Source organism: Moorena producens PAL-8-15-08-1 (genome assembly GCF_001767235.1).
In the GTDB taxonomy this organism is placed as follows: Bacteria; Cyanobacteriota; Cyanobacteriia; order Cyanobacteriales; family Coleofasciculaceae; genus Moorena; species Moorena producens_A.
This window is the reverse complement of sequence record NZ_CP017599.1, coordinates 9,224,839-9,251,640: the sequence shown is the minus strand read 5'-3', so window position 1 is coordinate 9,251,640 and position 26,802 is coordinate 9,224,839. Positions and strand designations below refer to the sequence as shown.

Sequence of the window (26,802 nt, the reverse complement as noted above, 5' to 3'; positions counted from 1 at the left end):
CTGAGTGCTACAAACCAGCAAGCCTGTATTAAGCGTTCGCGTAGCGTGGCCTACGGCCAATCGCAATTCAATCAGCAATTCAATCAGCAATTCAATCATTTGTGGCGGTCGCCTCTGGCAAGTTTGTTAGTTTCCACCCTTCCTAGAGCAACGCTAAAATCATCGATCTTGACAAAATTAGCAATATAATCACCAATTACCCGATTCCCGATTCCCGATTCCCGATTCCCGATTCCCGATTCCCGATTCCCGATTCCCGATTCCCTGCGCGCAGCACTATAGTACGGGCAACCAGTCCGGTCACCCGTAGAACCGTCAACTGTCAACGAACGATCAATGTCTTAAACATCTGTTTCGCTAAACTCACGATTCATGTGGTCAAAGGGCTGATCAACAAATCCGATATTCCCGATACCAGCTTCTTTGGCCATTGCTTTGACCATATCTTTCATAATCTCAATCCCACGAACCGTTGGAGCGATGGGCACACCTAGGGAATTATAAGTTTCCCGCAACCCTTGTAGAACCCGCTCATCCAAGACATTGGTATCACCAGCAACTAGGGCATAACTAGCATAGCGCAGGTAATAATCCAGATCTCGTAAACAAGCAGCATAACGACGAGTTGTATAAGAATTGCCACCTGGACGCAACAGTTCAGGAACTTCCTCATACAGTTGTGCTGACGCTTGCTTGACAATAGAAGCAGCATTGCCATTGATTAAAGTAGCTACAGCCACCCGAGCGGTGCCAGTTTCAAAGTAAGACTTAAGTGAATCGATGGCATCCCGATCTAGGTAGCGACCTGAGCTATCATAATTCCTAATCAAGTTTGTGACTAAATCCCTCATTAAATTATTCTCCCAACAACAATCTTGATAATTTTGATTTACTATTGGTGTCTTCCCATGATTTAGGGCGAGAACTCAACAGGTACAGAGCGCTACACTATGCACTCCACAGGAGTTAAACAGCAAGTTCAATGTTTACTTAACTCCAGACGCTATAATTGGCTGGAGCTAAGCGTATACATATCTTTCATCACTAGATTGTACCCTGTTGCTTGTTGCTTTCATCCTTAATGCTTCTTTAGAATTCGGCGTTGCCTAGGGTGTGGGGTGTGGGGTGTGGGGTGTGGGGTGTGGGGTGTGGGGTAGGCTGTTGATTATGGGCCTTTTTCGGGGGAGATCGTTCACACCGGGATTGAGCTTTGCTCACGCTACGCGAACGCGTACGGCGATAACGCCCAGAATGGATATCTAGCAAGAGATACACTGTCTCATACTATCAGACAAAAATTGCATGAAGTTTAAGCTATGGCCATCGCACAAAGTGAACAGCCTAGGCGTTGCCCACCATAGATAGGACCGATTAATTGCGCAAGACACTCCCAGAGGGGGGAAACAGGGAAATTAGAACCGACCGACCAAATGCACTCACTAATCTCATTGCCCATATAGATAGATAGTAGATGTATGTAGGCAAAACCTGCGACTAACCAGAGCCTAGTTTTGCCATTCGCTCCCTTGTTGAGTAGACAAAGACCTTCTCTTGAGCCTTTGTGGGAGCCTGTTTGGCAACCTGACTGAGTCTAGAACTCGAAAATTTAATTTTTTATTCATATGAGATCCGATCATCTTAGGACATTCTGTATTGTTAGATACATAATGTCCTACTTTCTATCCCTAGGATGAGTCAGGAATCAGGGAACTACAACTTTTCACTGTTCAAGGGAAAAGCCAATCAAGATGCTTTTAAGGAAATCGTGCTGCTTGCACCACTCAAAAAAAAGTATCTCCCCGCGAATAACTGACTCGGATGCTTACCCAGTCAGTCCTCGGTTTGGGAAAGCTTCAGTGTCGCCAATTTTGGTAGAGTCACTGACTCAAGTAATTTTATAAGGTTGTTTCTTTGTAAACAAACGTAAAGCTGATCAAAGGAGTCATTCATGCCTGAAACCCCACAAGACGTCTTGAAAATGATTCAAGACGAAAACATAAAAATCATCGACCTTAAATTCATTGATATGCCAGGGATCTGGCAGCACTGCTCGTTTTACCAAGACCAAATAGAAGAGAGTTCCTTTGACGAAGGAGTTCCCTTCGATGGTTCAAGCATTCGGGGTTGGAAAGCAATCAACGAATCTGACATGGCAATGGTTCCTGATCCCAAAACGGCTTGGATCGACCCATTTATGAAAGAACCAACCCTGAGCATGATTTGCAGCATTAAGGAACCGCGTACAGGGGAATGGTACAGCCGCGATCCTCGCAGCATTGCTCAGAAAGCCCTTGACTATCTGAGCAGCACTGGCATTGGGGATACCGCCTTCTTTGGTCCAGAAGCTGAATTCTTTGTTTTTGATGATGTTCGCTTTGACCAAACCGAGAACCAGTGCTACTACTATGTAGACAGCGTTGAAGGTCGTTGGAATTCTGGTCGAGAAGAAGCAGGTGGTAACCTCGCATATAAGCCTCGCTATAAAGAAGGTTATTTCCCTGTTGCCCCCACGGACACCCTGCAAGACATGCGTACCGAAATGCTGCTAACCATGGCAGAGTGCGGTGTACCCATTGAAAAGCACCACCACGAGGTGGCTACAGGTGGACAGAACGAGTTGGGTTTTCGCTTTGGCACCCTAATTAAGGCTGCTGACGATCTGATGATTTATAAGTATGTCATCAAAAATGTTGCCAAGAAGTATGGCAGAACTGTCACCTTCATGCCCAAACCAATCTTTAACGACAATGGTTCCGGGATGCATACCCATCAATCGATCTGGAAGGATGGAGAACCCTTATTCTGGGGTGATGGTTACGCCAACCTAAGTAAAATGGCGCTCAATTACATCGGTGGTTTACTCAAGCACGCCCCGGCTCTGTTGGCACTTACCAACCCCAGCACTAACTCCTACAAGCGTCTGGTACCTGGGTTTGAAGCGCCCGTGAACTTAGCTTATTCCCAAGGTAACCGTTCAGCTTCCATCCGCATTCCTCTGTCTGGCCCCAATCCCAAGGCCAAGCGGTTAGAGTTCCGTTGCCCTGATGCCACCTGTAACCCCTATCTCGCCTTCGCCGCCATGCTCTGTGCTGGTATTGATGGGATCAAGAACGAGATTGAACCCGGTGATTCTTTAGATGTGGATATTTACGACCTCTCTCCAGAGGAATTGAGCAAAATTCCATCCACCCCCGCTTCTCTAGAGGATGCTCTGGCAGCCTTAGAAAAGGATCATACCTTCTTGACTGAATCAGGAGTATTCACCGAAGACTTCATTACCAACTGGATTGAATTCAAACTAGACAACGAAGTCAACCCCATGCGGTTGCGGCCTCATCCCTATGAGTTCGCACTATACTACGATGTCTAGTACTTTGTCTATGGTGAACTAAGACCATTAGCCATCCTCTAGGGTGGCTTCTTTATTTATTTGTAACTTTTGATTAATTAATATTTCAGATCGCTCAGAAGCGAAGTACAACACTGAGCTTCTGTATTATATAGCTAGGTTGCTGCATCGCTTTTCTAGGGAATTTGGGACTAGTATGTGTTAGATACCTGAGAAAATCTATGACAGTTGCATATCCTCACAAATCAAACAACGGCATGGGTGCTCGTGAAATCCTGCCACATGTGGTACGCGATCGCAAACTTCACCTGGTCATGCTCAACCGCTATCGCTACAACGAACAACACAGTTGCCTAGATCTCACGGATTTGGTAGAAAACCTGGATGGTCAGCCAAAAGAACTGGTGCGGGATCTATCTCATCACATTGCTGACGAAGCTCGTCATGCCATGTGGCTGACTGACCTACTCATGGAACTGGGGGCAGATATTGGTAAGCCCCCAGGAGTGTCCTACATCAAGGAATTTGATCGACTAATCGACCAGGAAAGCTATAAAGAACAAGGAAAGCTCAACGATGGACTGATCGCTGGTTTGGCAGCAATTAATGTCACCGAAAAACGGGGATGTGAGTACTTCTCAGCTCACATCAAAGCATTAAAAGAGGCACCGAAAACGGAAGAAAATATTAAGATTCTTAAAACCATTGAACAGATTTTCCCAGAGGAAGTTGGTCATGTCCGTTGGGGGAATCGGTGGTTGGCACAAATTGCCAAGAAAAGCCCAGAACATCGACAGAAGGTAGAACAGGCAAAGTGCCAGTATGTAGCCATTGAACAGGCGGCTTATGAATCTGGTATCGATCTGATGGCAGGTGCTGAACTGCGCCGACTCAATAACTTGCTGGAGGTTGCCCATACCTTGCCAGTGTGGGAACGTCCTCAGTACCTGATCGAGCGCTTACCCCAAACCTTGCTAGCCCCTGAACTGCAAATGACCAGGATTCAGGTAGCACAAAAGGCTTGGCAGCAAGATCCACAAGGGTTTATAGAAAAATTTGTGCCTATGTTTTTGAACGGTTTTAATCAGGTATCTAAAAATCAGCAAAAAGCAGTCTCCTAGAAAATTGCTCAAGCAGTCAGAAGCTGTTCAAGGGCTTTTGTTATTGTTTCGGTCTCTCAAAGGTAAAATCTAAGAAAAGGGTTCAAGGCAAAAGGTTAAGGCAAAATCATCTTTTCCCCTTGAGCTTTTACTTTTTGCCTGTCTCACCTAATTGCAAGTCTCGACCCTTGATTTAAGAAAATTAACTATTGGTGTGTTTGAGGGGCTATAAGTCCCGTACTGTACTGAAGGTCAACGTCAGGATACATGGACTTATCAAGCTATTTTAAGGGTACTCGATGTACCTAAAAATAGCTATTTATCACTAATCAAAAATATAGTAGAATAATTTCTATGATATTGAATTACACCTATCGCCTAAAACCAGATGCTAGACAAGTAGAGCTGCTTTGTGAGTGGCTAGAAACTTGTCGAGCGTCCTACAACTACGCACTTAGGGAGCTAAAAGACTACATAAGCTCTCGAAAATGTGCCATAGATAGGTGTAGTTTGGAGTCGGAATACATCATGAGTGCCGATTATCCGTTTCCTGGGTATCAGCAACAGCAAAACAACCTTCCCAAAGCTAAAAAAGAGTTTCCCAGGCTCAAAGCAGTTCCCTCACAGGTGCTACAAACTAATATCAGAAGACTGCACGACGCTTGGGACTTCTTTGTCAAACGCGGCTTCGGCTTTCCGAGGTTCAAAAAGTATGGACAAATGAAGTCAATGCTTTTCCCTCAGTTCAAAACCAATCCCATTACTGGATGGCATATAAAGCTACCAAAGCTAGGCAGGGTGCCAATCAACTTGCATCGACCAATACCAGAAGGGTTTGCCATCAAGCAAGTAAGAGTAGTCAAAAAAGCTGTGGGTTGGTTTGCAGTTGTTACTATCGAGTCGGATCTTCAAATTCCTGACCCAATGCCTCACGGTCATGTGATTGGGGTTGATGTCGGCTTGTTGTCTTACTGCGCTACTAGTGATGGTTTTGTCGAACCTGGGCGTAAATTCTTCAAAGATCTACATCGTCGGCTGAAAGTGCTACAACGTAGATTATCAAAGAAACAAAAACGTTCGGCTAACTACGAGAAAGCCAGGATTAAGGTAGAAAAGCAGCACAATCACATTGCCTTCAAGAGAAAAGATTATCAGTTCAAGCTAGCTCACTGTCTCTGCGACATGGCGGATACAATCTTCTTAGAGGATATTGATTTCCGGATCATGGCAAAAGGGTTTTTAGGTAAACACAGTCTAGACGGAGCGTTTGGTCAATTTCGTACCATTCTCAAATACGTAGGAAAGCGACGCAATGTATTTGTCGATCAAGTTGACCACAGAGGCAGTAGCCAGACCTGCCCTAACTGCCGCGTTGAAGTCAGGAAAGAACTAGAAGATCGGGTGCATACCTGTCCTGAATGTAGCTACTCTGTCGATAGAGATGTTGCCGCAGCTCAAGAACTGTGTAATCGAGGCATAGAAAAACTTAGTACCCAGGGACTCTGGGGGAAAGAAATTGGCTGTCAAGTCGGGCTGTCGGGGGCATTTAGCCTAGATAAGTGGCGTAGGGCAGCAATGTCCAATAGTGATATTGGGAAGCCCGCGCTATACCCTTCGGGTTAGCGTCGGGAGGATGTCACTCAACGTGTCAACAAGCGTAGCTACAGGTGATACTGGGTCTTAGGCAAACCCCAAGACCAGCACAGAGAAATTGATTATGACAAACCCACAGCCGAATCCTGACACTCTATCTAGTCAAGACTTGTCAATGGCAGAAATCGTTGCCAGTGAGTTCAACCAGACTATGACTGCCGTTAACTATGTCGAAAACATTGAAACGGTTATCTCCAGCCTGGAACAAAACAATAGCGCTATGGTAAGCCACAGTGAAGAAGGCTACTTGTGGAAGTTTCAGTACGGTAGCGTGGAAGTATTCGTTCAGCTCACTGGTTCCACAGATGATGACACCTTTACAGCTTGGTCTTCTGTGATGCATCTACCTGCCAAAGACGAGGCAACATTGATGCGCAAGCTCCTGGAAATGAACTGGTATGACACCTTTGAATCCCGCTTTGCTATTGTCGAGGATCAAGTTGTCGTGTTATCCACGCGAACTGTTGCTGAATTGTCCCCAGGGGAAATTTCTCGCGCCATTACCGTGGTAGCCACTATCGCCGATGACAATGATGACTTATTACAAGCTGAGTTTGGTGCGGCCTAAAATCTTCTGATACCAGATGATGTTAGCACACAGGTGAAGGATAAAAGTTAAAACATACCAGTTCGAACAAATCAGCCAACAATGGCATTGTTTAATACTTCAGACTTACCACTTAAGACTTCTGATCGTTCAGACTTACCACTTCAGAGTTCATCCTGGCGTTTAATACCCTTACTACAGGGATCAGGGCGGCTTCAGATGGCCATTGACCAGTGGCTACTAGCCCAGCACCAACGGGGAAAACATCCCCCAGTATTGCGATTTTATACCTGGGCATCACCAACCATCTCTCTTGGCTACCATCAACGCCGTTGGCCTGAGTTCTGGGAACAACTCACTTGGGCATCACAACCAGTAGAGCTGGTAAGGCGTCCCAGTGGTGGTAGAGCTGTGCTACATCAGGGAGATTTGACCTATATGGTGGTTAATTCCGGGTTGACTGGTAAACGTCTTGATGCCTATCACCAAATTTGTGAGTTTTTGATTCAGGGGTGGCGCTCCCTTGGTGTAGAGTTGCACTATGGTTCAGCTGGACGGGGGTATATTAACAATCCCAACTGTTTCGGGACTGCTACTGGTGCCGATTTAGTGTTGGCAGATGGTTCTAAACTGATTGGTAGTGCTCAATTGCGCCGTGGTAATGTGATTTTGCAGCATGGCTCAATTCGCTTAGAACCAGATGCTGGACTGTATACTCACGTGTTTGGGGAAGCGCCCCCTTCCTTTAATCTACCCATGGCTCAACAGGGAGATGCCTTAATAAACATTGTGGTGGATGCCCTAACTCATGCTGCTGCTGATTGTTTTGGTGTGGAGTTGGTAGAGAAGCCTTTATCAAATCAGGAGTGGCAAGAAATTCTGGCTTTGGTAAATAGCAATCAGAACAAATCTGGTTGAACACCCATAGTTAAGGCTGATGGGAAAGCAGACAAGCAGAGGTTTTTATCATGGGTAACAATCCAGAAATAATCAGGACTTAAGCAAAAGTAGGTAACAAACTCGCTTATGTCTGAAATTACTCCAAGAAATGACTTGGGCGTGATGACTTGTAAGCTCCGAATCTTGTTCCGAGCCAAATATAATCCTGGCTCGTTTCTCAATCTTTGACAATAACTGCCATAAATCCCACCTCCTGTCAGTATTTTCCCTGAGGGTAAGTTCAAGGTAAGTTTATATAATCCTAAACAAGCACCTTTTTCAGTAATAGCTTCAAGTATGAACCAGCACAGATGAATCAGGTTACCCATTTTTTTGTCCGGCTTAGGGTTTGCTAACTTTAATAAGTTAACTCATTTATCCAAATCAATTGATAATCCCTAACTTTTATCTAATTATAACTCAAAAATAGTTGTTTTATTTTAATAAATAAAATTAGGATTATACATGGTTAAGGGATAATAAATTATAGATATTTTTAAATTTATGAGTAAATCAATTTGTGTTGATAGGATCCTGAAGCAGTGACATACGATCAAGACAAAAATCTCATCTTAGTTGTAGATGATACACCCACCAATTTATCAGTTATATCTCAGGCTTTGCACAATGCTGGCTTTACGGTTGCTGTGGAAACAGATGGTGAAAGTGCGATTGAACAAGTTAACTATAATCAACCCGATCTAATTCTATTGGACGTAATGATGCCAGGAATTGACGGATTTGAGACTTGCAAAAGACTAAAGGCAAACCCCTCAAATCGAGACATCCCGGTAATTTTCATGACCGCACTGACTGACACAGTTGATAAGGTCAAAGGTCTTTCCATCGGAGCCGTCGATTACATCACCAAACCGTTTCAACAAGACGAGGTATTGGCTAGAGTAAGGATACATCTACAAATAAGAAATTTGACTAGAACTCTTGATGAGCAAAATGCCCGTTTGAAACAAGAAGTTGCGGAACGTGCAGCGGCGGAAACGAGGTTAAGTAAAACTTTCCAACAGCTTAAGGAAGCCCAAGAGCAAATTATTGCCACAGAGAAACTAGCATACCTCGGCACCTTAACTGCAGGGGTTGCCCATGAACTGAGGAATCCTCTCAACTTTGTTAACAATTATGCCGAAGGTTCGATGGAGTTAGCTGAGGAACTCATCGAAGAATTTAAAATACAATTAGAGCATATAGAAACAACAACAGCTAGCTATATCAAAGACACCTTGACAGAACTGCGAGACAATTCTCTCGCTATCAAACGTCATGGTCAAAGAGCCGAGGGCATCATTCAAAGTATGATGCAGCATGCCCGAACTGACAGTACTCAACTCCAACTGACTGACCTCAATACTGTATTAGCCCAAGCTATCCAGTTGGCTTATCACAGTGTTCGTGCCAAGAATCATCAGTTCAATGTCACGATTAAAACTGACTATGATGATTCCATTGGTCAACTGGAGTTGGTGTCTAGTGATATTAGTCGTGCCTTTATTAACATTATCGAAAATGCTTGCTATGCCCTCCAGAGCAAGCAGAAGAACATCGGTGAAGAATTTACCCCCATGCTTTGGGTGAAGACATTGCGCTTAAGTGACTCAGTAGAAATTCGGATTGGTGATAATGGTACTGGTATCCCGCCTGAAATTAAGGAGAAGATATTCCATCCTTTCTTTACTACTAAACCTACGGGAGAAGGAACAGGCTTAGGATTATCCTTAACCTATGATATTATCATTGGACAGCATAGAGGAACACTGAATGTGGACACTGAATTGGAAGCTTATACCGAATTTATAATTTGCCTACCCTTAAGGAATTTAGACAGCCGCAACTGAAACTCCTTTGGTTATCAGACATTTACAAACCAGCAAACATAATCAAATAACTTTACTACTATAGACTGTTACTTAGTCAAGGGTTAATGGGAATTATATAGATATATCACGTCCGGTATTTTTAGTAGTGTTCATAATAAACGTTTTTTTAAATGGCTAATAAGTCATGGCTAATCGGTCATGGCTAATAAGTCATGGCTAATGGCTAATGGGTAAGCATAATTCCAAATTCCAAATTCCAAATTCATTATTTTTCTTATTACCCATTACCAACTATTCAAACTAAGTGGTAATCCTCAAGGGGAGATAAAATTACATGACATCTGCAAAAAAAATCATCCTTGTTGTGGATGATGAGCTGGAATTAGAACGTCTCATAAAACAGCGACTTAGAAAACGGATCAGAACTCAAGAGTTGGACTTTTTATTTGCGCATAATGGCTCTGAAGCGCTCGACATCCTAAAATCTTTAAAACGAATAGATCTGATCTTAACTGATATCAATATGCCTGAGATGGATGGTCTTACTTTGTTAGGGTTTATCCCTGAAGTTGACCCAACACTTAAAGCAGTGGTGGTATCAGCTTATGGGGATATGAAAAATATTAGGACAGCGATGAACCGTGGTGCTTTTGATTTTCTGACCAAACCAATAGATTTTCAGGATTTGGAAATTACCATCAATAAAACCCTAAAGTTTGTCGCTCAAGTTAGAGAACAACAGCACCAAATCCGACAGGCTCATAAACAGCGTCAACTTTACTTGCAGGAGCTGATCAAAGCTAAAGAAATAGCTGAGAAAGCTAACTATGCTAAGAGCCAATTTATAGCCAACATGAGCCATGAGTTTCGCACGCCTCTAAATATCATTATTGGTAATAGTGAGTTATTACAAGCTCGGGCTCAAAAGTCGGATCCAGAATACTTTATTCCCCGGCTAGAGAAGATTCAAAACTCTAGTTGGCATCTGCTGAATTTATTTAACGACATACTTGACCTATCGAAAATGGAAGTAGGTGAGCTAGAAATCCATGAAGAAAAGACTGATATATCCTCATTGATTGAAGAACTGATAACCAATGTGCGTCCTTTATTGGAAAAGAACAACAATACCTTAGAAGTCATCTATTGGAATCACCCTGGCAGAATCCTTACTGACCCCACCAAAATGCGCCAAATCCTGCTTAACTTGCTCAACAACGCTTGTAAATTTACAGAGCATGGAACTGTTAAATTGATAGTCAAAAAGAGTGATGGCACAGCAGAGATTGACGATCAATTTAATTTAGAATCTACAATTACTTCTGATTTTGGTCAACACCAAATAACTAAACCATCAATCACATTTCAAGTCAGTGACACCGGTATTGGCATCAGTCCAGAGCAACATTCAAAGATTTTTGAACCCTTCACTCAGGTAGATGAGTCGGACACCCGCAAGTATGGTGGGGCTGGGTTGGGTTTAGCGATCGCAAAAAAACTCTGTCATCTGATGGCCGGTCAGATAACTGTGGACAGTGAATTGGGTAAGGGAGCGACCTTTACCGTTTCCCTACCCATAGAATGGGTATAACACTAATTAGTCAAAGCGTGATATTTACCCAATAGTTATCCTTGTATGGTTCAAGGTACCCTACACCGAATACGGGGCGAATAACCGTAGGCCAAAAGGCCACGCGTGCGCGTTCAACCTGCAACCCTCAATCCTAAACCGTCCTTAGAGCTGTATCAATCCACTGCTTCAGGGTGGGTAGCACTTCCTCAAGGGAGAGTTCTGTCGATTTGTGGGTAGCCCGTTCCACCACTTCCACTTTGCCATCTTTAAGCGATCGCCCAGTCACAATCCGGTAGGGAATCCCAATTAAATCAGCATCTTTGAACTTGACCCCAGCTCGTTCGTTGCGGTCATCAAGCAGGGTTTCGATACCTGCTTCATTGAGTTGAGTGTAAAGTTTTTCTGCTGCTGCCATCTGCTGGGTATCTCCCACATTCGGGATCGTGATAATCACATGGTAGGGTGCGATCGCAACTGGCCAGATAATCCCATCCTTGTCATAGGATTGCTCTACAGCTGCTTGAGCTAACCGAGACACTCCCACCCCATAACAGCCCATACATAACGGAATTTCTTCCCCTTGCTCACTGGTGTAGGTAGCCCCCATCGCAGATGAGTATTTCCTCCCCAACTGGAAAATATGGCCAACTTCAATGCCGCGAGCGCATAAGAGGGTTTGATTCGGGTCATGGATGGCGCGATCGCCTGGACTAGCCTTACGGAGATCCACCACTAGCTTCGGTAACTGGAATTGCTCACCCCAATTGGCACCAACTACGTGATAGCCTGACTCATTGGAACCAGTAGTAAAGTTTTTCAGTTCCACTGCTGTTTGATCTACCAACCGCAAAAACTGAGGCGCAATATCTTTAGCTGGTTTGATGTAATCATCTGCCAAATCAGGTGCCATGTAACCCAAAGGTAGAGGTTTCGATGCCCATTTTTCCTGGGTAGCCACCTCTGGTACACTCAGGGCTAAAACCGTTGTGGCATCGTATTGGTCTGCCAATTTCACCAATTCATTTTGTAACTTCACCTCATTTACATCTTGATCCCCCCGAATGCTCACCAAAACCAACACCGTCATGCCGTTGTCATAGACAATTTGGTAAAGAACATTTTTAACCACATTAGTGGCAGAGCACTTCAGGAATTGACATAGGGTGTCAATAGTTGAGGTGTTTGGAGTTTCTAGTTTTTCATAAGTGTTATAGGGTGAGGGCTCTAGGTCTGGTGGTAAGGAAACTGCTTTTTCCACATTGGCAGAATACTTGCCATCCTCCGTGTAGAGAATCTCGTCTTCCCCAGCATCAGCCAGAACCATAAATTCTTGAGAACCCGAACCCCCAATCGCCCCAGAGTCAGCCTCAACCGCTCTAAACTCCAAACCACTGCGGCTAAACATATTTCGATAGGCTTGATCCATCGCCTGATAAGTCTTTTTCAGGCTTTCGTGATCGGTATGGAAGGAGTACGCATCCTTCATAATGAATTCCCGTCCCCGCATCAGGCCAAATCGGGGGCGAATTTCATCTCGGAACTTAGTTTGAATTTGATACAGGTTTAGAGGTAATTGCCGATAGGAGCGAATCATGTCCTTAGCAACAGTAGTGATTACCTCTTCATGGGTTGGTCCAAGTCCCAATTCTCGCTTTTGTCGGTCAATCAGAGCAAACATAATGCCCTCAGCTTTCGTATAGGTGTCCCAACGACCCGATTCTTTCCACAGCTCAGACGGTTGTAACTGAGGTAGTAGACACTCTTGAGCACCTGTGGCATCCATTTCCTCCCGCACAATCTGAGAAACTTTTTTTAGGACACGCCACATCATGGGTAAATAGGCGTAGATGCCACTGCCAATACGTCGAATGTAACCCGCACGCAGCAAAAGTTTATGGCTGGGGATTTCTGCTTCCACTGGGTCTTCCCGCAGTGTCACCAACAGCATCTGAGACAGTCGCATTACTTACTTCCTTTTTAGACCAAACTACCATTATCTCATCAGTTTAAAACTTTCATCAACAGTATGTCAGCCAGGATTGACAAACTATTCACCCTCTGAGAAGGTATGTGATTATATGCTAGTTTCTAATTTAATTTAAATTAGCAGAATCGTGGTTATAAACCTTTCAACTCACAAAGTTTTACATTTCCTTGGTTTAATGAGTAAACAGGTTACCATCGGATCTTTAAAAAAGTAAGGTTTGTGGTGATGCTATTGTTCAGGCTTTTTTAAAATACCAATTTCTTTTATATTAATAGCTTTAAATTCAACCTAACTTATAGCAAATTAAATATAAATTCAAGACTTAATCTAAACATATAAAACTAATTTTGCCGTTTTTTAAATTATAAAAAATTTGTTTTTATTGAAGGATAAAAACAACACTAATATCTTTCGTTGCTTGTCATCATTGCTGTTGATGTCTATGAACAAAAGCTCGAGCAACCCATCTGCCACCCCAGAGAATATACCCTAGATGAATTACTAGCCAATGAAGTCGAAATCAGTGAAGAGGTTCACTGGGGTAAAGCAGAAGGTCGAGAGGTGTGGTAGGCTTCTTTGAGTGCGAATTACCTTTTGGACAACTTCTAGTCACCAAAAAAGGAACAGATTAAACTTTGGGTATTGAACTACGCAGTTACGTATACATAGACAGCTTGCAGCCTCAGCACGCCGCTTACATGGGAACAGTAGCGTTAGGATTTTTGCCCTTACCAGGAGATACCTCCCTTTGGATTGAAATCTCACCAGGTATTGAAATTAACCGGATTACCGATATTGCCCTCAAATCCACTGCCGTGCGTCCAGGAGTGCTGGTGGTCGAACGGCTTTACGGACTTCTAGAGGTGCATGCTAATAAACAAGGGGAAACCCGTACAGCTGGCAAAGCAATTTTAGACGCACTGGGCGTCCGTGAACAGGATCGGCTCAAACCTCGGGTCATTTCTAGCCAAATTATCCGTAATATTGATGCCCACCAGACCCAGTTAATTAATCGCACACGGCGGGGTCAAATGTTGCTAGCAGGGCAAACCCTATATGTATTAGAAGTTGAGCCAGCTGCCTATGCCGCCCTAGCTGCCAATGAAGCAGAGAAATCCGCCTTAATTAACATCTTACAAATTAGTGCAGTGGGCAGCTTTGGACGCCTCTACCTAGGTGGAGAAGAACGGGATATATTAGCAGCGTCTCAGGCAGCGCTGACAGCTATTGAAAGCGTGAGTGGTCGTGAACATCCTGCTGCCAAGCGCAAGGAATAGAAAGGAATTCTTCCTGAGCTGATCCCTTAATGTAGTGCCATTGAGTTAAAGTCTTTGTTGGCACCGCTACATAATGTGAAGGAGAACCTCAATGGCCAATCTAGAACATCTTGCTCTACTCAAACAAGATCCATTGAGATGGACAGAATGGAGAAAGACAAATCTAGATCTAGAACCAGACCTTAGCGAAGTTAACCTCAATGGGGCTAACTTTGAAAGGGTAAACTTAGCAAAAGCTAACCTAAAAAAGGCAAATCTAGGCAATATTAAACTGATTAGCGCTAACCTCAGCCAAGCTAACCTCAGTAATGCCAACCTCCAAGATGCTGAACTGATCAAAGCTAAACTGATATCGGCAGAGCTAATTGGGACTAAACTTATAGCAGCTAACCTGATCAGGGCTGACCTAAATGGTGCCAATTTAATTGGGGCTGACTTGACCCTAGCTAACCTCATGGAAGCTGATTTGAGTAATGCTAACCTAATTGGCACTAGCTTGCTCAAAGCTAATCTCTCAGAAGCAGATTTAAGTGGGGCAAAGCTAAGACGGACTAACCTGGTTGAGGCTAACCTTATGGCTGCCAATCTCTGCCATGCTAATCTGAGCAATGCTAATCTTCATCAAGCTGAACTCCTTGGGGCTTACCTATACAAAGCTGAGTGTCCAGGGGCTAACCTAGCAGAAGCTCACCTTAGTGGAAGCTATCTGTTTGGAGCTAACCTAGCAGAGGCAGACCTTTACAGGGTTGACATTAGATGGGCCAACCTTACTAAAGCAAATTTAAGCGGGTCTAACCTGACTACAGCTAAGCTGAGGGGCGCTAACCTCAGTAAAGCTAACTTAACTGGGGCTACTATCATTGAAGCTGAACTAAGCCAAGTTAATCTAAGGGAAACAATTATGCCTGATGGCACTATCCATCCTTAGATAACTACATCTGATCACAATCAATCAAACCTTCGATTAATCAGTTAGTGCTGCAAGTATCATCCAACAGACACAATCGACCAGACACCGATGAGTCATGCCCAACCCCCCCTAGAATTTATCCGACAAGCTATAGTTGACCTGACTCATGAGCTGCAAACCTCTATGCAAAGTCTGATCATAACTTGACAATATTCTCTGAATAAGTAATAATACAAAACATTATTTTTATCCTTAACGTAAAGTTAATCAAAGTGGGCTTTTGGTTAACTTTACGTTAAGCTTTGGACTCTGACTATCCTGAGTCCACTCAACCTCAATCTCAAGAGTCTGGCTTGGTAGACGTCAGACTGGGACCATGAACAAACTAGTATTACCCCAAACCAAAACCATTGGAGAATGGAGTTATCTGGGAATTGAGAAACACTTCCAGAAAATACTTAGTCACGAAGCCGCCGTTCTCCAAGATCGAGATCCAGAACAGCTGCATCAAATGCGTATCGGAATGCGGCGCTTGCGTACCGCCGTCACTAGTTTTACCCCTGCCTTAGACTTGCCCAAAGCAGCCTCTGAAAAACAGATTGGTAAGATTGCCCGTATTCTAGGGAGTCTACGAGATCTAGATGTCCTCCAAGAAACCCTCCACAAAGGTTACCAACCCAAGTTACCCACCAAAGAACGGAAAGCATTGAAGCAAGCTTACGTGTACTTGGAAAAAAAGCGGTGCAAAGCTTTAACACAAGTTCGGGAAGCTCTGCAAGGTAAGCCACACCAAAAGCTTAAGCAAACCTTAAAACGGTGGCTCAAAAAACCCACCTATAAAGAAATTGCTCAGATGCCAGCGGCTGCGGTATTACCTGATTTACTCTTACCCATTGTCAGCAGCCTGTTACTCCACCCGGCTTGGCTAGTGGGCGTTGATCTTAAGGATACTGGTAGCCAAACTCCAAAGCAGCTGAAACCAGCAGCAGTTGAGTCGCTGCTAGCCCTTCGTGGAGCAATGATTCACGATCTACGTAAGCAAGCCAAGCGGGTGCGTTACCAAATGAATCTATTTACTGAACTCTATAGTCCTACCTATAAGGACTATGTGGAAGATATGAAGCAAATTCAAGGTATCTTAGGTGATATTCAGGACAGTATGGTTTTAGACGAATTCTTAAACTGTGTCTTTCACTCGGACCTAAAACATAAGGCTCCCCAGCTGGCTCAGTTACTACAGGCCAACCGCTACAAATCATGGCAACAGTGGCAAACCTTACAACAGAATTATTTGAAGCCCGAAACCAGGCAAGCCTTTCGCCAAATATTACTGACTGAGTCAGGCAACTGATAGGTCTGATGCTGGTGAGGGTATAAACACGGTTAATGTATCTTGGTTGAATGAATTGTATAAAATGTGCTAGCCTTAATAAAATAATAGATACAACACTTTGTTCTTTTTCCTTTCTCAGAGTCATGGTCAAGCCATAAAAACCTTAGGCAAGACTGATTCCCTTGCTGAGCTGCTCAAAAAGCAGTAATCGTTTTTAACCAGTTAGGGAACTGAAAGTGTAAAAGAAAAGATACAAGTGGTCTTATAGGAGCTTTTTGCTTGATGGACTATATAGAAAAGGTTTTGGAAAAAATTCAAGAATGGGCGCGCAAGCTTATTGAAGCGCTATTAGGTCCTGAGGCTCAGCCTGAACCAGAACCAATCCCCATTCCTGTTAATGAACCAAGGTGTCGTCGGAATTAGATAGTTATTGTGTCCGGTGATACTCGAAAACGTCTAAGTATCCTGGTTCTCCATGGTCCCAATCTTAATTTACTGGGACAGCGAGAACCAGGTATTTATGGATCTGTCACCTTGGATGAGATTAACTATCTCCTAGAGCAAGAAGGGCAAATGCTTGAGGCCAGCGTGACAGCCTTGCAGTCTAATCATGAAGGTATCTTAGTCGATAGAATACATGGAGCTTTAGGACACCACGACGGGATTTTAATTAATGCTGGTGCTTATACCCATACCAGTGTGGCTATTCGAGATGCAATAGCTGCGGTAGCCTTGCCAACTGTAGAAGTTCATCTTAGCAACATCTATCAACGAGAAGCCTTTAGACATCATTCGTTCATGGCACCAGTGGTAGTTGGTCAGATTAGTGGTTTTGGAGCTAACAGCTATAGACTGGGGTTACAGGCTCTAGTGCTGACATTGAGAAAATCGATTGGTAATTAAAATCAAAAAGGTGATGGGTGCTGCCTTGGGGGTTGAAAAAGGCAATTTAAGAGCACACTAGATTTCTTGACAAAATATGGATGCAGTACTCACTTTTGAACCGATTTAGAGGTGCCTTGTTAGGTAGCCTTGTGGGAGAAATCCTGGCTGGGAGTGGCTGCCAAAAGTTACCACCAGCTCAAGTAAGATTTCGACCGCTTTCCCTTGGGGATGCTGGTTTGAGTAAGGCGATTTCCGATTGGAGAAAGATTGCTACTTGTGGTATTGAAAGTTTAATTCGCTGTGGCAACCTCGATTTAGGAGATTGGTTAGTTCACTGTGAAAAGGCTCAACCCTCTATCCTTTCATTAAAAGGGACTGCCAACAGTAGCGAAGCAGCAGTAGCAACCTTAGCAATAGCATTATTTTTTCATGAAGATGAAGTCAAGTTGCGCCAAAAGCTGCTAGAGGCGGCAGCAATTTGGCAAAATGATTCTGAAAGGTTTGAGAGTGTCTTGACTATAGGTTGGGCAATAGCGATCGCCCTTACCGAAAAACTTGACTGCCCTAACCTGATTTCCCGAATCATTGCCGACCTAGGGAACTATGAAAATCAAAATGCCTGGGTGCAACAATTGGAACAAGTACAAAGTCTACTGGAGCTTGGGGCAAGTTTAGAACAAACTGTTATCCAGGTGCGTCGAGAGCAAAGGCGTAGAAATGAGTCTGAGGATGACTGCTCTTTATCGATTGCCTTAGCATTGTACTGTTTCCTAAACACCCCAGAAGATTTTCGCCTCTGTGTAACTCGTGCAGCTCTTACAGGCTATCAATCACAAACTACTGCTGCCTTAACAGGTGCTTTAGCTGGTGCCTATAACGGTATCATCGGTATTCCAGTGCCCTGGCTGGTGGGGCTTAACCTCAGCAGTACTGGGGTTGACCCATGGCAATTAGCAGACCAGTTGTTGGCAGTGTGGTCAGGTGTATATGACGTTTCAGCGATAGCTCAGTTTCAGAAGCTAGCTGTGGTGGCACCAAGGGTGATCGGATCTCGATAAGCTGTTCAATCAAAGGACTTTCAAGGCAAAAATGAAGCTCCACCTACAAGGGGCTGTAGCCTGAAACTTGATGGTACATAAAATTTTCATGGCCTGTGTTGCACCCGTGGTGTTGAATTTGCTACCACAGCTATAGGTAAAACCAATATAAACCAGTTAAACTAAGATGATCTAAAAAAAACACTGGCTTCTGAGTTTTGTAAACTAAAAATCAGTCAAGTCTGGAATTATATTCTGTTACTGACCCCGCAATAAAGGGTGCTTATGGGGTAAGACTTAAGCCTAAGTGTGACTAGACCATTGAGCCTAATCCTGGTAAGAACTTCCAGCCACAACCCCTAAGCTGGAGTATCTGCAAGACTGCTTACTTCAGTCGCGGTTAAGGATCGGAATCATCAAGGTGCGCGCCTCCTAGGCCGCGAGCAATCCCTCGCGGCCTAGGGTGGCACCGCTTGGATTAGGTGGTCAAGGGGACTTACAACTCCATGATTGAGGATTATCTCAATGCGAGTAGCTATTTTATCACCAACTCGACAGCGACTAATGCGAATTACCCCAAGTTCCCCTAGGGAATGGATCAAAGAAAGAAAAGCTAAAGTTGTAAATAACGACCTAGGCGTATTTACGGTGAAGTTGGTCTGTGAATCATCTGGAAGTCAAACCCAACCAATAGCCATGGGGATTGACCAAGGTAACCACGAAACCATAATTACCACTTTAATGAAGTTTTATGTTCGCAAACTCCAGTTACTGTTACAGTATACAAGGCGTGATTGTCACTGGAAGTTTCCCACGCAACCTGCGCTCTACCCATGTCAAATGAGTGGATTGAAAATGAGTGGAGGCAAACTTTCCAGTGTTTTTTATGAATAATAAATAAATGTAGATGTCTTTAAGCAAAATGCCACCACCACACAGCAAATTGTGAGCAGACCGCTACTGTTACCAGACATTGCCATTCCTGTGCTATGAAAACGTTCAATTCGCTGACGCAGCCGATCACGCAATTACGGCGAACATCTCAGCACCTTCGCAGTTTTTTGGGATTTAACTCCTCTAGTGCTGCCAAATCCTCAGTTAGCCAATCACAGCAGGAGAATTTGAAAGGACAACCTCTACAGCTCACAGAGTCTCCAACCCATTGTGAAGGCACTTCGACTAGCCTAACTTCAGGAAAAGATTGGGGCAAAAGCCAGCACCAACTTCAACAGAAAATTACTCTACCTGTAATGTGGACTTTAGCAGTGGTTTCCCTGACCAGTGTTATGGGAGGGCGCTTTTACAATCAGCCACAGCTAGATGTAGAGACAGTAGCACCACAGACAGTCCGGGCACCATTCGATGCTCTGGTTGAGGACTCTAAGACGACGGCTGAGAGACGCAAAGAAGCTCAAAGAGGTGCTCAACCAGTCTTGATGATTGACCAATTTGTTACAGAAAGAATTGATCAAAATCTTGAGAAGTCTCTCGACGCTGTGGAAGAACTGCGCACTAACAGCGGTGTTTTTCCTTTTGTAAAGACTGATGTACTATCCATCGCCACCCAGCGGTATCTGCGCCAAAGTAAGGAATGGGAATGGCGGGCTATCTTGGCATTTTCAGATATCGATAACCATGTCAAGGGGTTTGATGCTGAAGCCAAACCACCAACTCCGGCAGAAAATTCATTAAATAAAGCTTTTGTTGAGGCAGTAAGTGATCTGCAAAGCTACCGTCAACAGTCTTCTGAACAAGAGTTCTCAGCTCTGATTGAGTCAATATCTGCTGCTCGCCAACAGTACGCTCAGGTGTTGCCTCAGCTGTCACAATACCTGAGCCCTGAATTCAGTAGCCTAGATGATGTTTCCGTACTGGATCTATCAGATCAAGATTGGCAGAAAACCCGCATAGTAATTAAGCAGGCTGCTGGTCGCATCCTGACCCAAGGCATGGTTCCAGGATTACCACCAAATCTGATCCAAGAGGCGGTGAAGGTAAACTTGAGTAGCCTTATGCCTCAGGAAGCTCAACCACTAGCTAAGTATTTACTAGTTAGAGTGTTAGAACCCAACTTGATCGAAAATAAAGAATTAACCAAGCTCATAGCAGAACAGGCAGCAGAAAAAGTGGAACCAATGATGGTTTCAGTGCAGCAAGGAGATGTGATTGTAACCGCAGGTGAAACCATCACTCAAACAGACTTTGTACTACTGGATTATTTCGACTTAAGCCGTCGAGGAATTAACTGGCCGGGTTTGATGGGATTTGGTGGTTTGGTGACTACTACGGTGGGCATCTTTGCCTTAGTGCAACGGCGAGTTCACCCGAAATGGAGACGGCGGGACTACATTTTGGTATTGCTACTGACGCTGAGTATGCCAATATCAATACTCTTCAAGAGTCCCTTCTTCAAGATTCCCTACACTATGCCTGCTATTGGTTTGTTAGTAGGGAACTTTTATGGGTCTACCATGGGCGTGACAGTGGTGGTTTTACTGACAGGCTTAGTGACCTTTAGTATGGAAGTCACTGGAGAACAAGTACTGGCAAATGTTGCTGGTGGTTTACTGGGTGCCTTGATGGCAGGACGAATGCGATCGCGAGAGGAATTGGCTGTTTTGGGAGTTGGGGTAGGCTTAACTCAAGGTGTCGTTTCCCTGATTATCAATCTGATTATTAGTGCCACGGCTAGTACAATTTGGTATGCAGTTCTGCCAGGAGCCTTGTTATTCGCTCTGTCTGGCTTAGCTTGGAGTATTGTCGCCCTGGGCCTATCACCTTACCTGGAACGTTTGTTTGACCTGGTGACACCGATTCGTCTGGCAGAATTGTCTAATCCCAACCGTCCCCTGCTCAAACGTCTAGCTACTGAGGCACCTGGAACGTTTCAACATACTCTGTTTGTTGCTTCTTTGGCAGAAGCAGCGGCTCAAGAACTCCACTGTAATGTGGAACTGGTTCGGGCAGGTACGCTCTACCATGACATTGGTAAAATGCACGATCCGTTAGGGTTTATAGAAAATCAAATGGGTGGTCCGAACAAGCATGATGAGATTAATGATCCTTTCAAGAGTGCTGAAATTATCAAAAAGCACGTTACCGAAGGACTGGTTATGGCTCGTAAGCACCAGTTACCCAAGGCAGTGCGGGACTTTATCCCAGAGCATCAGGGGAAATTGCTGATTTCCTATTTTTATTTCCAGGCTCAGCAAAAAGCCCAACTCGAAGGTACTGGGTCTGTGGACGAGTCATATTTTCGTTATGACGGTCCAATTCCCCAGTCCCAGGAAACTGGTGTAGTTATGTTAGCTGATGCCTGTGAAGCGGCCCTACGCTCACTCAAAGAGGTCACTCCGGAAACTGCTCTTACGGTGGTCAATAAAATTCTCAAAGCTCGCTGGCAGGACAACCAATTAGTGGATTCTGGCCTAACCCGGCAGGATTTATCAAAAATTGCCCAAGTGTTTATCAGAGTTTGGCAACAATATAATCACCAACGTATTGCTTATCCAAAGGGAGCACTTAATTGCCAGTCGTCTCCTAAATGAAGTATGAAGTCTCCAGTCTTGGTACAGCAATAGTATGAAACAGTATCGAACAAGGAATTTCAGATCTGTTCCACCCTCTTGAATCCTGTTTCTGTACAAACACTGTGCAAGCCTTGGTCCCACTCATCAATGGGTAGTTGAGGTATATAGGCAAATTCAAATACAATGCCGATGGTAGGAATAGAATCCCACTCTGGTGAATTCAGCAGTCGGTCATAGAAACCACCACCGTAGCCCAAACGATACCCCCGCTGGTCACAAGCCACAGCGGGTACAAGGATTAAATTCACATCCTTTGGCTCTAGGGTGGTAGCATTAGGTTTGGGTTCTAAAATACCATAATTTCCTTTTTGCAATGGAACGCCCGCCTTCCAGCTATGCCAGAAGAGAGATTTTCCCACACATCTCGGTAGTCCCCAGCAGTGCTTAGTGTCTGTAAATAGGGGACTTAGATCTGGTTCTTGTCGAAAACTGAAATAGGCTAAGACTGTTTGTGACTGGGTAACTAGGGCTGAAGATTGCAGATGGCTACAGATGCGATCGCTTTTTTGCCGCCATTCTTCTACAGACATAGACTGGCGCTTTTGAAGCAGGGATCGGCGTAGTTCTGCTTTGTTCATCTGATCTTCCCTCCGGTTTGATAGGGCGATCATATCAACAAACTATGCTGATAGTGGGTAATCATACCGAGTTGCATTTAGCGTGATTTGCGCGGTCTTGGGGGAAACCCCCATGAGCGACTGCATCAAGACATGGGTAGTAGATAGGAGCTTGTTTACTCCCATCTACCAATTCCGTTCAATTGAGCCCTTAAGCATTGAACCTCCCCATCCTAAGAGGAATGGGGATTCCCAGGCACAACATAGTTGGTTGTTATCTCCATGGGCGTAACTTTCCCGCGCACCGTTCGCGTAGCGTGGCCATAGGCCAGGGTAGCTGAGTAGGGTCTTTTGCCCTGTTTTTTTGAGACCCTTACTTTTTATATTAATACTATTTGAGAGGGAAAATTCATCCCCGACCTAATTCGACGGGGTATTCTTTTCCCTCTCAAACTCTCCTACTCTGATAAATAATAGGTTAAATAATAGCTTTGAGAGCAACTTGGTATCAGTAATGGGTAATTGGCAACTGGGCTTATTACCCATTACCCATTACCCATTACCTAATCTCTCCCATTACCTAATCTCTCCTCTAGCAGGCACCAGTTACCTCTAGTAAGCACCGTTATTTTTGGGAAAAATAATAACACCAATGGTTTTCAATATGATCCATAAATCCAGCCAAAAATTCCGGAAACTGACATAGTAAACATCAATTTGCACACGGCGGTTGTAAGGTATGTCATTGCGTCCAGAAACTTGCCATAAGCCAGTAATTCCGGGTCGAATTGTCAAGACTTTATCCATGTGACGCCCGTATTTGGGCAATTCCTCTGGCACTAACGGTCTTGGACCAACCACACTCATCTGTCCGTTGAGTACATTCCAGAACTGAGGAAACTCATCTAAGCTAGTCAGCCGTAGAAATTTTCCAATTCCAGTAATTCGAGGATCATCCTTGAGCTTGTAATTATCCTGAAATTCCTCCCGTATCTGAGGGGATTTTTCGATCATCTCTAGCAACATTTCATCTGCATTTTCCACCATAGTTCTGAATTTCAGGCAAGCAAAAGGTTTGTAGTCTTTACCCACCCGCTCCTGAACATAAAAAATTGGTCCAGGTGAGCTGATCACAATTAGCAATGCCAGTAGCAGGTAAACGGGAAAAAACGAAATTAGAACTGATAGGGAAAAGGTCACATCAAACAGTCGCTTGGCAAAATTTCCGTCTAAGCGATAGCGAGTCAGATTCTTGTGTCTACGACGTGAAACGAGGGGCTGAAAACCTCGCTTCACGAATGCTCGCAATATCTTGACGGAGTTAAGTTGGCTTTCGGCAGTCATCTCACTCCTTCAATTCACACCACACGTCATAATCATAAAGCTACGAGACACTCGCTATAGCGCATAGCCAGCTAGGATATTTAATTTTTTACCAGAGAAATTAAAACTGGTAGTCTTGATAACACTTTTCCAGAAATGTCAGGTAGCGATCAGCAAAAATGTTGGGGGCAAATTTGGCAGCGTTTAACCGGCTTGCTTCCCGATTAAACTTTCCTGCCAAGGTCTCAAAGGTTTCCATGGCTTCAATCAAAGCCCCTGAGCTTTGCTCTGGAAACAATAGACCTGTACCACTGTCTAAATGTTGCCGAATATCTAGAACTGTTTCTAGTGCCCCACCAGCACCATAGGCAATCACCGGCGTACCACAAGCTTGGGCTTCCACCAGGGCAATGCCGAAATCCTCACAGGCAGCATAGACAAACCCTTTAGCTTTAGCCATATACTGCTCAACTACCTGATTGGGTTGAAATCCCATAAATTTTACATTCTTGTGAGCCAAGTTGCGAATCCCTGCTAAATCTGAGCCATCACCAATTACCACTAGAGGGTATCCCAGTTGATTAAAAGCTTGAACAATTAAAGATACTTGTTTGTAACTTACTATCCGGGAAACGGTCAGATAAAAATCTTCTTTTTCTTCCTGGAAAGGAAAACGTTCAATATTAACTGGTGGGTAAATCACTTCAGCCCTACGCCGATAGCAGCGCCAGATCCGCCGTGCTGTGTGATGAGAGTTGGCAATAAAGTAATCCACCCGATTTGCTGTAATCACGTCCCACTGACGTAACCGATGAAGCAGATAGCGAGTGATCAACCCTGGAAAACCCTGTCCCATAGAACTACTGCGCAAATAATCAAACGTCAAGTCCCAGGCATAACGCATGGGCGTATGGCAGTAACAGATGTGCAGTTGTTGGGGACTAGTAAGGACACCCTTGGCAACAGCATGGGAAGAGGAGAGAATAACATCATACTCCCCTAGTTCCAGCTGTTCAATCGCTAAGGGTAGCAGCGGCAGATATTTCTGAACCCCGTTACGAGCGAAGGGTAAGTTCTGTAGGAAGGTTGTGCCAATAGAGCGCTGATATAGATAACTCTGGGGATTGGTTGATTCAAAATCAATCAGGGCGTACAGGTCGGCATCAATGTGTTTGAGTATTTCTTGCACTACCAGTTCTGAGCCACCAGTTGCTTTGGGAGTCAACCACTCATGAACCAAGGCATATTTCATCAGATATTTGGGGTTGGTAAGGGGGAAAATGGATACCCCTGTCATTCATGTATGGGGAGGAATTTTCCCCCTTACATAAACAGCAGCCCGACAGGGCTTCCTGGTTAGAAGTTGTATGAGTATCCATCTTTCCGGTGTACAGTGCTGCAATATTTATGACTGATTCCCTGAATCAGTCCCTTAACAGTCGAGATGTTGAATGATCCAGTTTTTGGAGTGGCAACCCGTCCAACATAAGTCCCAATTTTATTGCCTTTGGTGACAATTGCTTTAACAATGTCACCGGTTTTAAATCCCTGATGAATCTTGGTTCTAGAACAATGGCGAGTGGGGAATCCGTATTTATTTGTTCTGCAACGTTGACGAGTCCCGTGACCTTTAGCAGCAATCAGTAAAGGTTTTTTAACTTCAACATAAAGGCTGTCTACAACCCCTACACAAGCGGCATCAAGCCAATGGGTTTTAGGTAACTTGAACCGACGGTTGTACTTGGTCAATCCTCCTGAACCCGTTTCGACAGGCAGTCGTGTTAACTTCAGTTCCTCGTACAACGAACAGCGGGTAGAGTTAACCGCAGCGGCATCGGCTAAAGGCTCTTTAACCTGAGATAGAACTCGTTTCAACACCTCTGGCTTCCCAGATAGAAACTGTTCGATTTCTTGATTGCCTTTAGTTTGATTGCACTCGTGACAGGCTATTGTTAAATTAGAAACTCGGTTAGAACCGCCTTTTGATTTAGGCGTGATATGATCCACTTCTAACGGGGTATCAATTGCACCACAATATCCGCATTTTATACCCGATTTTTATAACAGATATTCTCTGACATCATAATCATGTAATTTACCCTGTTGATACTCATAACCGTTGATTTTATGGTTCTCTATCTTCTGCATATCGAACCGGACTAGCTCTTGATAAAGGCCTGATATAGGACAAAATATTAGGTTCTTCAGTACCTTTTATGCTAAACCGACAGTTAAAAAAACTCATAAAGCTTACGGTACAAGGGTTATTAGGCTATTTAACTAGCAAAATTTTCTGAATACGGCCTCTTTCCCCTGCTCCGTTCGCGTAGCGTGGCCAACGGCCTCAGTCCCTGCTCCCTGCTCCCTTTGCCAAAGTGTTGATTTAGCATAACAAGTACGGAAGAGCCAAATATTATCAGATTTTTAACCCAAGTGATTGTGGTGAAAACCCGATGCAGGAGACTCGTTGGTAACCAACTATCGGGGCGGGTTCGGTTAAGAAACCTAGACTTTATATAACAGGTTTTACGGTTTCGTATACCGCGTCTTAACTGCCGTCTTGAGGTTAAAGCATCTCGGATTTGAAAGCCTCGGTGAGTGAGTTCAGCACCCCAAATAACAACGTTATTTTGTTCCCGTAGCCTGCGCCAAAGCGCAAGGATGGCAAATCCTGTCGTTTTGGCTCCAGGGTCAATCTTTAATTGATGTTTGTGAGTAACACAGTTTTCCTCCTCTAAATCTAAAATAATGATAGTAAACGGATACTTACGATAGACTTTTTCTCTACCGCGTCTTAGCAGTAATCTAGCTCTAGCAGGGCGGCAAGGGTCTAATGGTTTAAGGTTTTTGTCGAGTACAAAAACACGCATAATCGTGTTTTTATCCTATTTCTAGGGTTAAGTTAGCCAA

The 26,802-nt window shown here is 44.1% G+C and carries 25 protein-coding genes and 1 pseudogene; 16 read left to right on the top strand and 10 right to left on the bottom strand.

The genetic code is table 11. The features are described 5' to 3' along the window. Window positions 1-95: 95 nt before the first annotated feature. Complete coding sequence (locus BJP34_RS41730; RefSeq protein WP_149031331.1) at window positions 96-326, bottom strand: hypothetical protein; 231 nt, start codon at window positions 324-326, stop codon at window positions 96-98. Window positions 327-341: 15 nt separating this feature from the next. Next, a complete protein-coding gene (gene apcB / locus BJP34_RS33910; RefSeq protein WP_070396134.1) occupies window positions 342-851 on the bottom strand; it encodes an allophycocyanin subunit beta in 510 nt (169 codons plus the stop codon). Window positions 852-1,948: 1,097 nt separating this feature from the next. On the opposite strand from apcB, the gene glnA reads away from it, so the two are divergent. From glnA to BJP34_RS33885, 5 genes are all read left to right on the top strand, one after another. Then, complete coding sequence (glnA, locus tag BJP34_RS33905) at window positions 1,949-3,370, top strand: type I glutamate--ammonia ligase (RefSeq protein ID WP_070396133.1); 1,422 nt, start codon at window positions 1,949-1,951, stop codon at window positions 3,368-3,370. A gap of 200 nt (window positions 3,371-3,570) precedes the next feature. Next, window positions 3,571-4,470, top strand: a complete 900-nt coding sequence (locus BJP34_RS33900; protein WP_070396132.1) for a ferritin-like domain-containing protein — start codon at window positions 3,571-3,573, stop codon at window positions 4,468-4,470. A 333-nt stretch (window positions 4,471-4,803) separates the two neighbouring features. Next, on the top strand, window positions 4,804-6,072 hold the full coding sequence (locus BJP34_RS33895) for an RNA-guided endonuclease InsQ/TnpB family protein (protein WP_070396131.1): 1,269 nt from the start codon (window positions 4,804-4,806) through the stop codon (window positions 6,070-6,072). 94 nt (window positions 6,073-6,166) lie between these two features. Next, the gene (locus BJP34_RS33890; RefSeq protein ID WP_070396130.1) at window positions 6,167-6,670 is read left to right on the top strand and encodes a YbjN domain-containing protein; all 504 of its coding nucleotides are present in this window, start codon (window positions 6,167-6,169) and stop codon (window positions 6,668-6,670) included. Between the two features lie 198 nt (window positions 6,671-6,868). Further along, window positions 6,869-7,567 (top strand): lipoate--protein ligase family protein, encoded by a 699-nt coding sequence (locus BJP34_RS33885; RefSeq protein ID WP_418904181.1) that lies wholly within the window; start codon window positions 6,869-6,871, stop codon window positions 7,565-7,567. Here BJP34_RS33885 and BJP34_RS33880 read toward each other — a convergent pair. Beyond that, on the bottom strand, window positions 7,549-7,917 hold the full coding sequence (locus BJP34_RS33880; protein WP_070396129.1) for a hypothetical protein: 369 nt from the start codon (window positions 7,915-7,917) through the stop codon (window positions 7,549-7,551). The two genes, BJP34_RS33885 and BJP34_RS33880, sit on opposite strands and share 19 nt — an antisense overlap. A 213-nt stretch (window positions 7,918-8,130) precedes the next feature. Here BJP34_RS33880 and BJP34_RS33875 point away from each other — a divergent pair, with 213 nt between their 5' ends. Together BJP34_RS33875 and BJP34_RS33870 are read left to right on the top strand one after the other, a co-directional pair. Continuing rightward, window positions 8,131-9,438 (top strand): hybrid sensor histidine kinase/response regulator, encoded by a 1,308-nt coding sequence (locus tag BJP34_RS33875; RefSeq protein WP_070396128.1) that lies wholly within the window; start codon window positions 8,131-8,133, stop codon window positions 9,436-9,438. Window positions 9,439-9,754: 316 nt separating this feature from the next. Continuing rightward, window positions 9,755-11,011, top strand: coding sequence for a hybrid sensor histidine kinase/response regulator (locus BJP34_RS33870; protein ID WP_070396127.1), 1,257 nt, complete (start codon window positions 9,755-9,757; stop codon window positions 11,009-11,011). Window positions 11,012-11,144: 133 nt separating this feature from the next. Here the strand turns inward: BJP34_RS33870 and proS are convergent, their stop codons facing one another. Continuing rightward, the gene (gene proS / locus BJP34_RS33865) at window positions 11,145-12,956 is read right to left on the bottom strand and encodes a proline--tRNA ligase (RefSeq protein WP_070396126.1); all 1,812 of its coding nucleotides are present in this window, start codon (window positions 12,954-12,956) and stop codon (window positions 11,145-11,147) included. Window positions 12,957-13,394: 438 nt separating this feature from the next. On the opposite strand from proS, the gene BJP34_RS45180 reads away from it, so the two are divergent. The 9 genes from BJP34_RS45180 to BJP34_RS33830 all read left to right on the top strand — a co-directional run bounded on the left by BJP34_RS45180 (window position 13,395) and on the right by BJP34_RS33830 (window position 21,970). Then, window positions 13,395-13,550, top strand: a complete 156-nt coding sequence (locus tag BJP34_RS45180) for a hypothetical protein (protein WP_158517631.1) — start codon at window positions 13,395-13,397, stop codon at window positions 13,548-13,550. Window positions 13,551-13,615: 65 nt separating this feature from the next. Next, window positions 13,616-14,257 (top strand): hypothetical protein, encoded by a 642-nt coding sequence (locus BJP34_RS33860; protein WP_044491860.1) that lies wholly within the window; start codon window positions 13,616-13,618, stop codon window positions 14,255-14,257. 91 nt (window positions 14,258-14,348) lie between these two features. Next, the gene (locus BJP34_RS33855) at window positions 14,349-15,185 is read left to right on the top strand and encodes a pentapeptide repeat-containing protein (protein ID WP_070396125.1); all 837 of its coding nucleotides are present in this window, start codon (window positions 14,349-14,351) and stop codon (window positions 15,183-15,185) included. A gap of 358 nt (window positions 15,186-15,543) precedes the next feature. Next, complete coding sequence (locus BJP34_RS33850) at window positions 15,544-16,518, top strand: CHAD domain-containing protein (RefSeq protein ID WP_070396124.1); 975 nt, start codon at window positions 15,544-15,546, stop codon at window positions 16,516-16,518. Window positions 16,519-16,782: 264 nt separating this feature from the next. Beyond that, a complete protein-coding gene (locus BJP34_RS45880; protein WP_168166538.1) occupies window positions 16,783-16,923 on the top strand; it encodes a hypothetical protein in 141 nt (46 codons plus the stop codon). A 9-nt stretch (window positions 16,924-16,932) separates the two neighbouring features. Then, on the top strand, window positions 16,933-17,403 hold the full coding sequence (gene aroQ / locus BJP34_RS33845) for a type II 3-dehydroquinate dehydratase (RefSeq protein WP_070396123.1): 471 nt from the start codon (window positions 16,933-16,935) through the stop codon (window positions 17,401-17,403). An 80-nt stretch (window positions 17,404-17,483) separates the two neighbouring features. Next, complete coding sequence (locus BJP34_RS33840; RefSeq protein ID WP_070396122.1) at window positions 17,484-18,443, top strand: ADP-ribosylglycohydrolase family protein; 960 nt, start codon at window positions 17,484-17,486, stop codon at window positions 18,441-18,443. Between the two features lie 504 nt (window positions 18,444-18,947). Beyond that, window positions 18,948-19,316, top strand: a complete 369-nt coding sequence (locus BJP34_RS33835; protein WP_070396121.1) for an RRXRR domain-containing protein — start codon at window positions 18,948-18,950, stop codon at window positions 19,314-19,316. 167 nt (window positions 19,317-19,483) lie between these two features. Further along, the gene (locus BJP34_RS33830; protein WP_229424160.1) at window positions 19,484-21,970 is read left to right on the top strand and encodes an HD family phosphohydrolase; all 2,487 of its coding nucleotides are present in this window, start codon (window positions 19,484-19,486) and stop codon (window positions 21,968-21,970) included. Between the two features lie 59 nt (window positions 21,971-22,029). Here the strand turns inward: BJP34_RS33830 and BJP34_RS33825 are convergent, their stop codons facing one another. The 6 genes and pseudogenes from BJP34_RS33825 to BJP34_RS33805 form a co-directional block, all read right to left on the bottom strand. After that, complete coding sequence (locus BJP34_RS33825; RefSeq protein WP_070397026.1) at window positions 22,030-22,590, bottom strand: 5-formyltetrahydrofolate cyclo-ligase; 561 nt, start codon at window positions 22,588-22,590, stop codon at window positions 22,030-22,032. 591 nt (window positions 22,591-23,181) lie between these two features. Next, complete coding sequence (locus BJP34_RS33820; protein ID WP_070396119.1) at window positions 23,182-23,913, bottom strand: sugar transferase; 732 nt, start codon at window positions 23,911-23,913, stop codon at window positions 23,182-23,184. A 100-nt stretch (window positions 23,914-24,013) separates the two neighbouring features. After that, window positions 24,014-25,144, bottom strand: a complete 1,131-nt coding sequence (locus BJP34_RS33815; RefSeq protein WP_070397025.1) for a glycosyltransferase — start codon at window positions 25,142-25,144, stop codon at window positions 24,014-24,016. A gap of 104 nt (window positions 25,145-25,248) precedes the next feature. Next, window positions 25,249-25,899, bottom strand: a complete 651-nt coding sequence (locus BJP34_RS33810; RefSeq protein WP_070396118.1) for an HNH endonuclease — start codon at window positions 25,897-25,899, stop codon at window positions 25,249-25,251. Window positions 25,900-25,950: 51 nt separating this feature from the next. Further along, entirely contained in the window at window positions 25,951-26,040 is a 90-nt protein-coding gene (locus tag BJP34_RS50630) for a hypothetical protein (protein WP_418904088.1), read from the bottom strand. Between the two features lie 190 nt (window positions 26,041-26,230). Beyond that, window positions 26,231-26,762 (bottom strand): annotated as a pseudogene (locus BJP34_RS33805) (RRXRR domain-containing protein); the annotation flags it as partial. Window positions 26,763-26,802 lie beyond the last annotated feature (40 nt).

Bases quoted from the DNA above. Each gene is read 5' to 3' on its own strand.
- BJP34_RS33850 (WP_070396124.1), top strand. From the start codon at position 15,544: ATGAACAAACTAGTATTACCCCAAACCAAAACCATTGGAGAATGGAGT.
- BJP34_RS33890 (WP_070396130.1), top strand. From the start codon at position 6,167: ATGACAAACCCACAGCCGAATCCTGACACTCTATCTAGTCAAGACTTG.
- proS (WP_070396126.1), bottom strand. From the start codon at position 12,956: ATGCGACTGTCTCAGATGCTGTTGGTGACACTGCGGGAAGACCCAGTG.
- BJP34_RS33870 (WP_070396127.1), top strand. From the start codon at position 9,755: ATGACATCTGCAAAAAAAATCATCCTTGTTGTGGATGATGAGCTGGAA.
- BJP34_RS33900 (WP_070396132.1), top strand. From the start codon at position 3,571: ATGACAGTTGCATATCCTCACAAATCAAACAACGGCATGGGTGCTCGT.
- BJP34_RS33855 (WP_070396125.1), top strand. From the start codon at position 14,349: ATGGCCAATCTAGAACATCTTGCTCTACTCAAACAAGATCCATTGAGA.
- glnA (WP_070396133.1), top strand. From the start codon at position 1,949: ATGCCTGAAACCCCACAAGACGTCTTGAAAATGATTCAAGACGAAAAC.
- BJP34_RS33895 (WP_070396131.1), top strand. From the start codon at position 4,804: ATGATATTGAATTACACCTATCGCCTAAAACCAGATGCTAGACAAGTA.
- BJP34_RS33815 (WP_070397025.1), bottom strand. From the start codon at position 25,144: ATGAAATATGCCTTGGTTCATGAGTGGTTGACTCCCAAAGCAACTGGT.
- BJP34_RS33835 (WP_070396121.1), top strand. From the start codon at position 18,948: ATGCGAGTAGCTATTTTATCACCAACTCGACAGCGACTAATGCGAATT.
- BJP34_RS33880 (WP_070396129.1), bottom strand. From the start codon at position 7,917: ATGGGTAACCTGATTCATCTGTGCTGGTTCATACTTGAAGCTATTACT.
- BJP34_RS33840 (WP_070396122.1), top strand. From the start codon at position 17,484: ATGCAGTACTCACTTTTGAACCGATTTAGAGGTGCCTTGTTAGGTAGC.
- apcB (WP_070396134.1), bottom strand. From the start codon at position 851: ATGAGGGATTTAGTCACAAACTTGATTAGGAATTATGATAGCTCAGGT.
- BJP34_RS33820 (WP_070396119.1), bottom strand. From the start codon at position 23,913: ATGACTGCCGAAAGCCAACTTAACTCCGTCAAGATATTGCGAGCATTC.
- BJP34_RS45880 (WP_168166538.1), top strand. From the start codon at position 16,783: ATGGACTATATAGAAAAGGTTTTGGAAAAAATTCAAGAATGGGCGCGC.
- BJP34_RS33885 (WP_418904181.1), top strand. From the start codon at position 6,869: ATGGCCATTGACCAGTGGCTACTAGCCCAGCACCAACGGGGAAAACAT.
- BJP34_RS50630 (WP_418904088.1), bottom strand. From the start codon at position 26,040: ATGCAGAAGATAGAGAACCATAAAATCAACGGTTATGAGTATCAACAG.
- BJP34_RS33825 (WP_070397026.1), bottom strand. From the start codon at position 22,590: ATGAACAAAGCAGAACTACGCCGATCCCTGCTTCAAAAGCGCCAGTCT.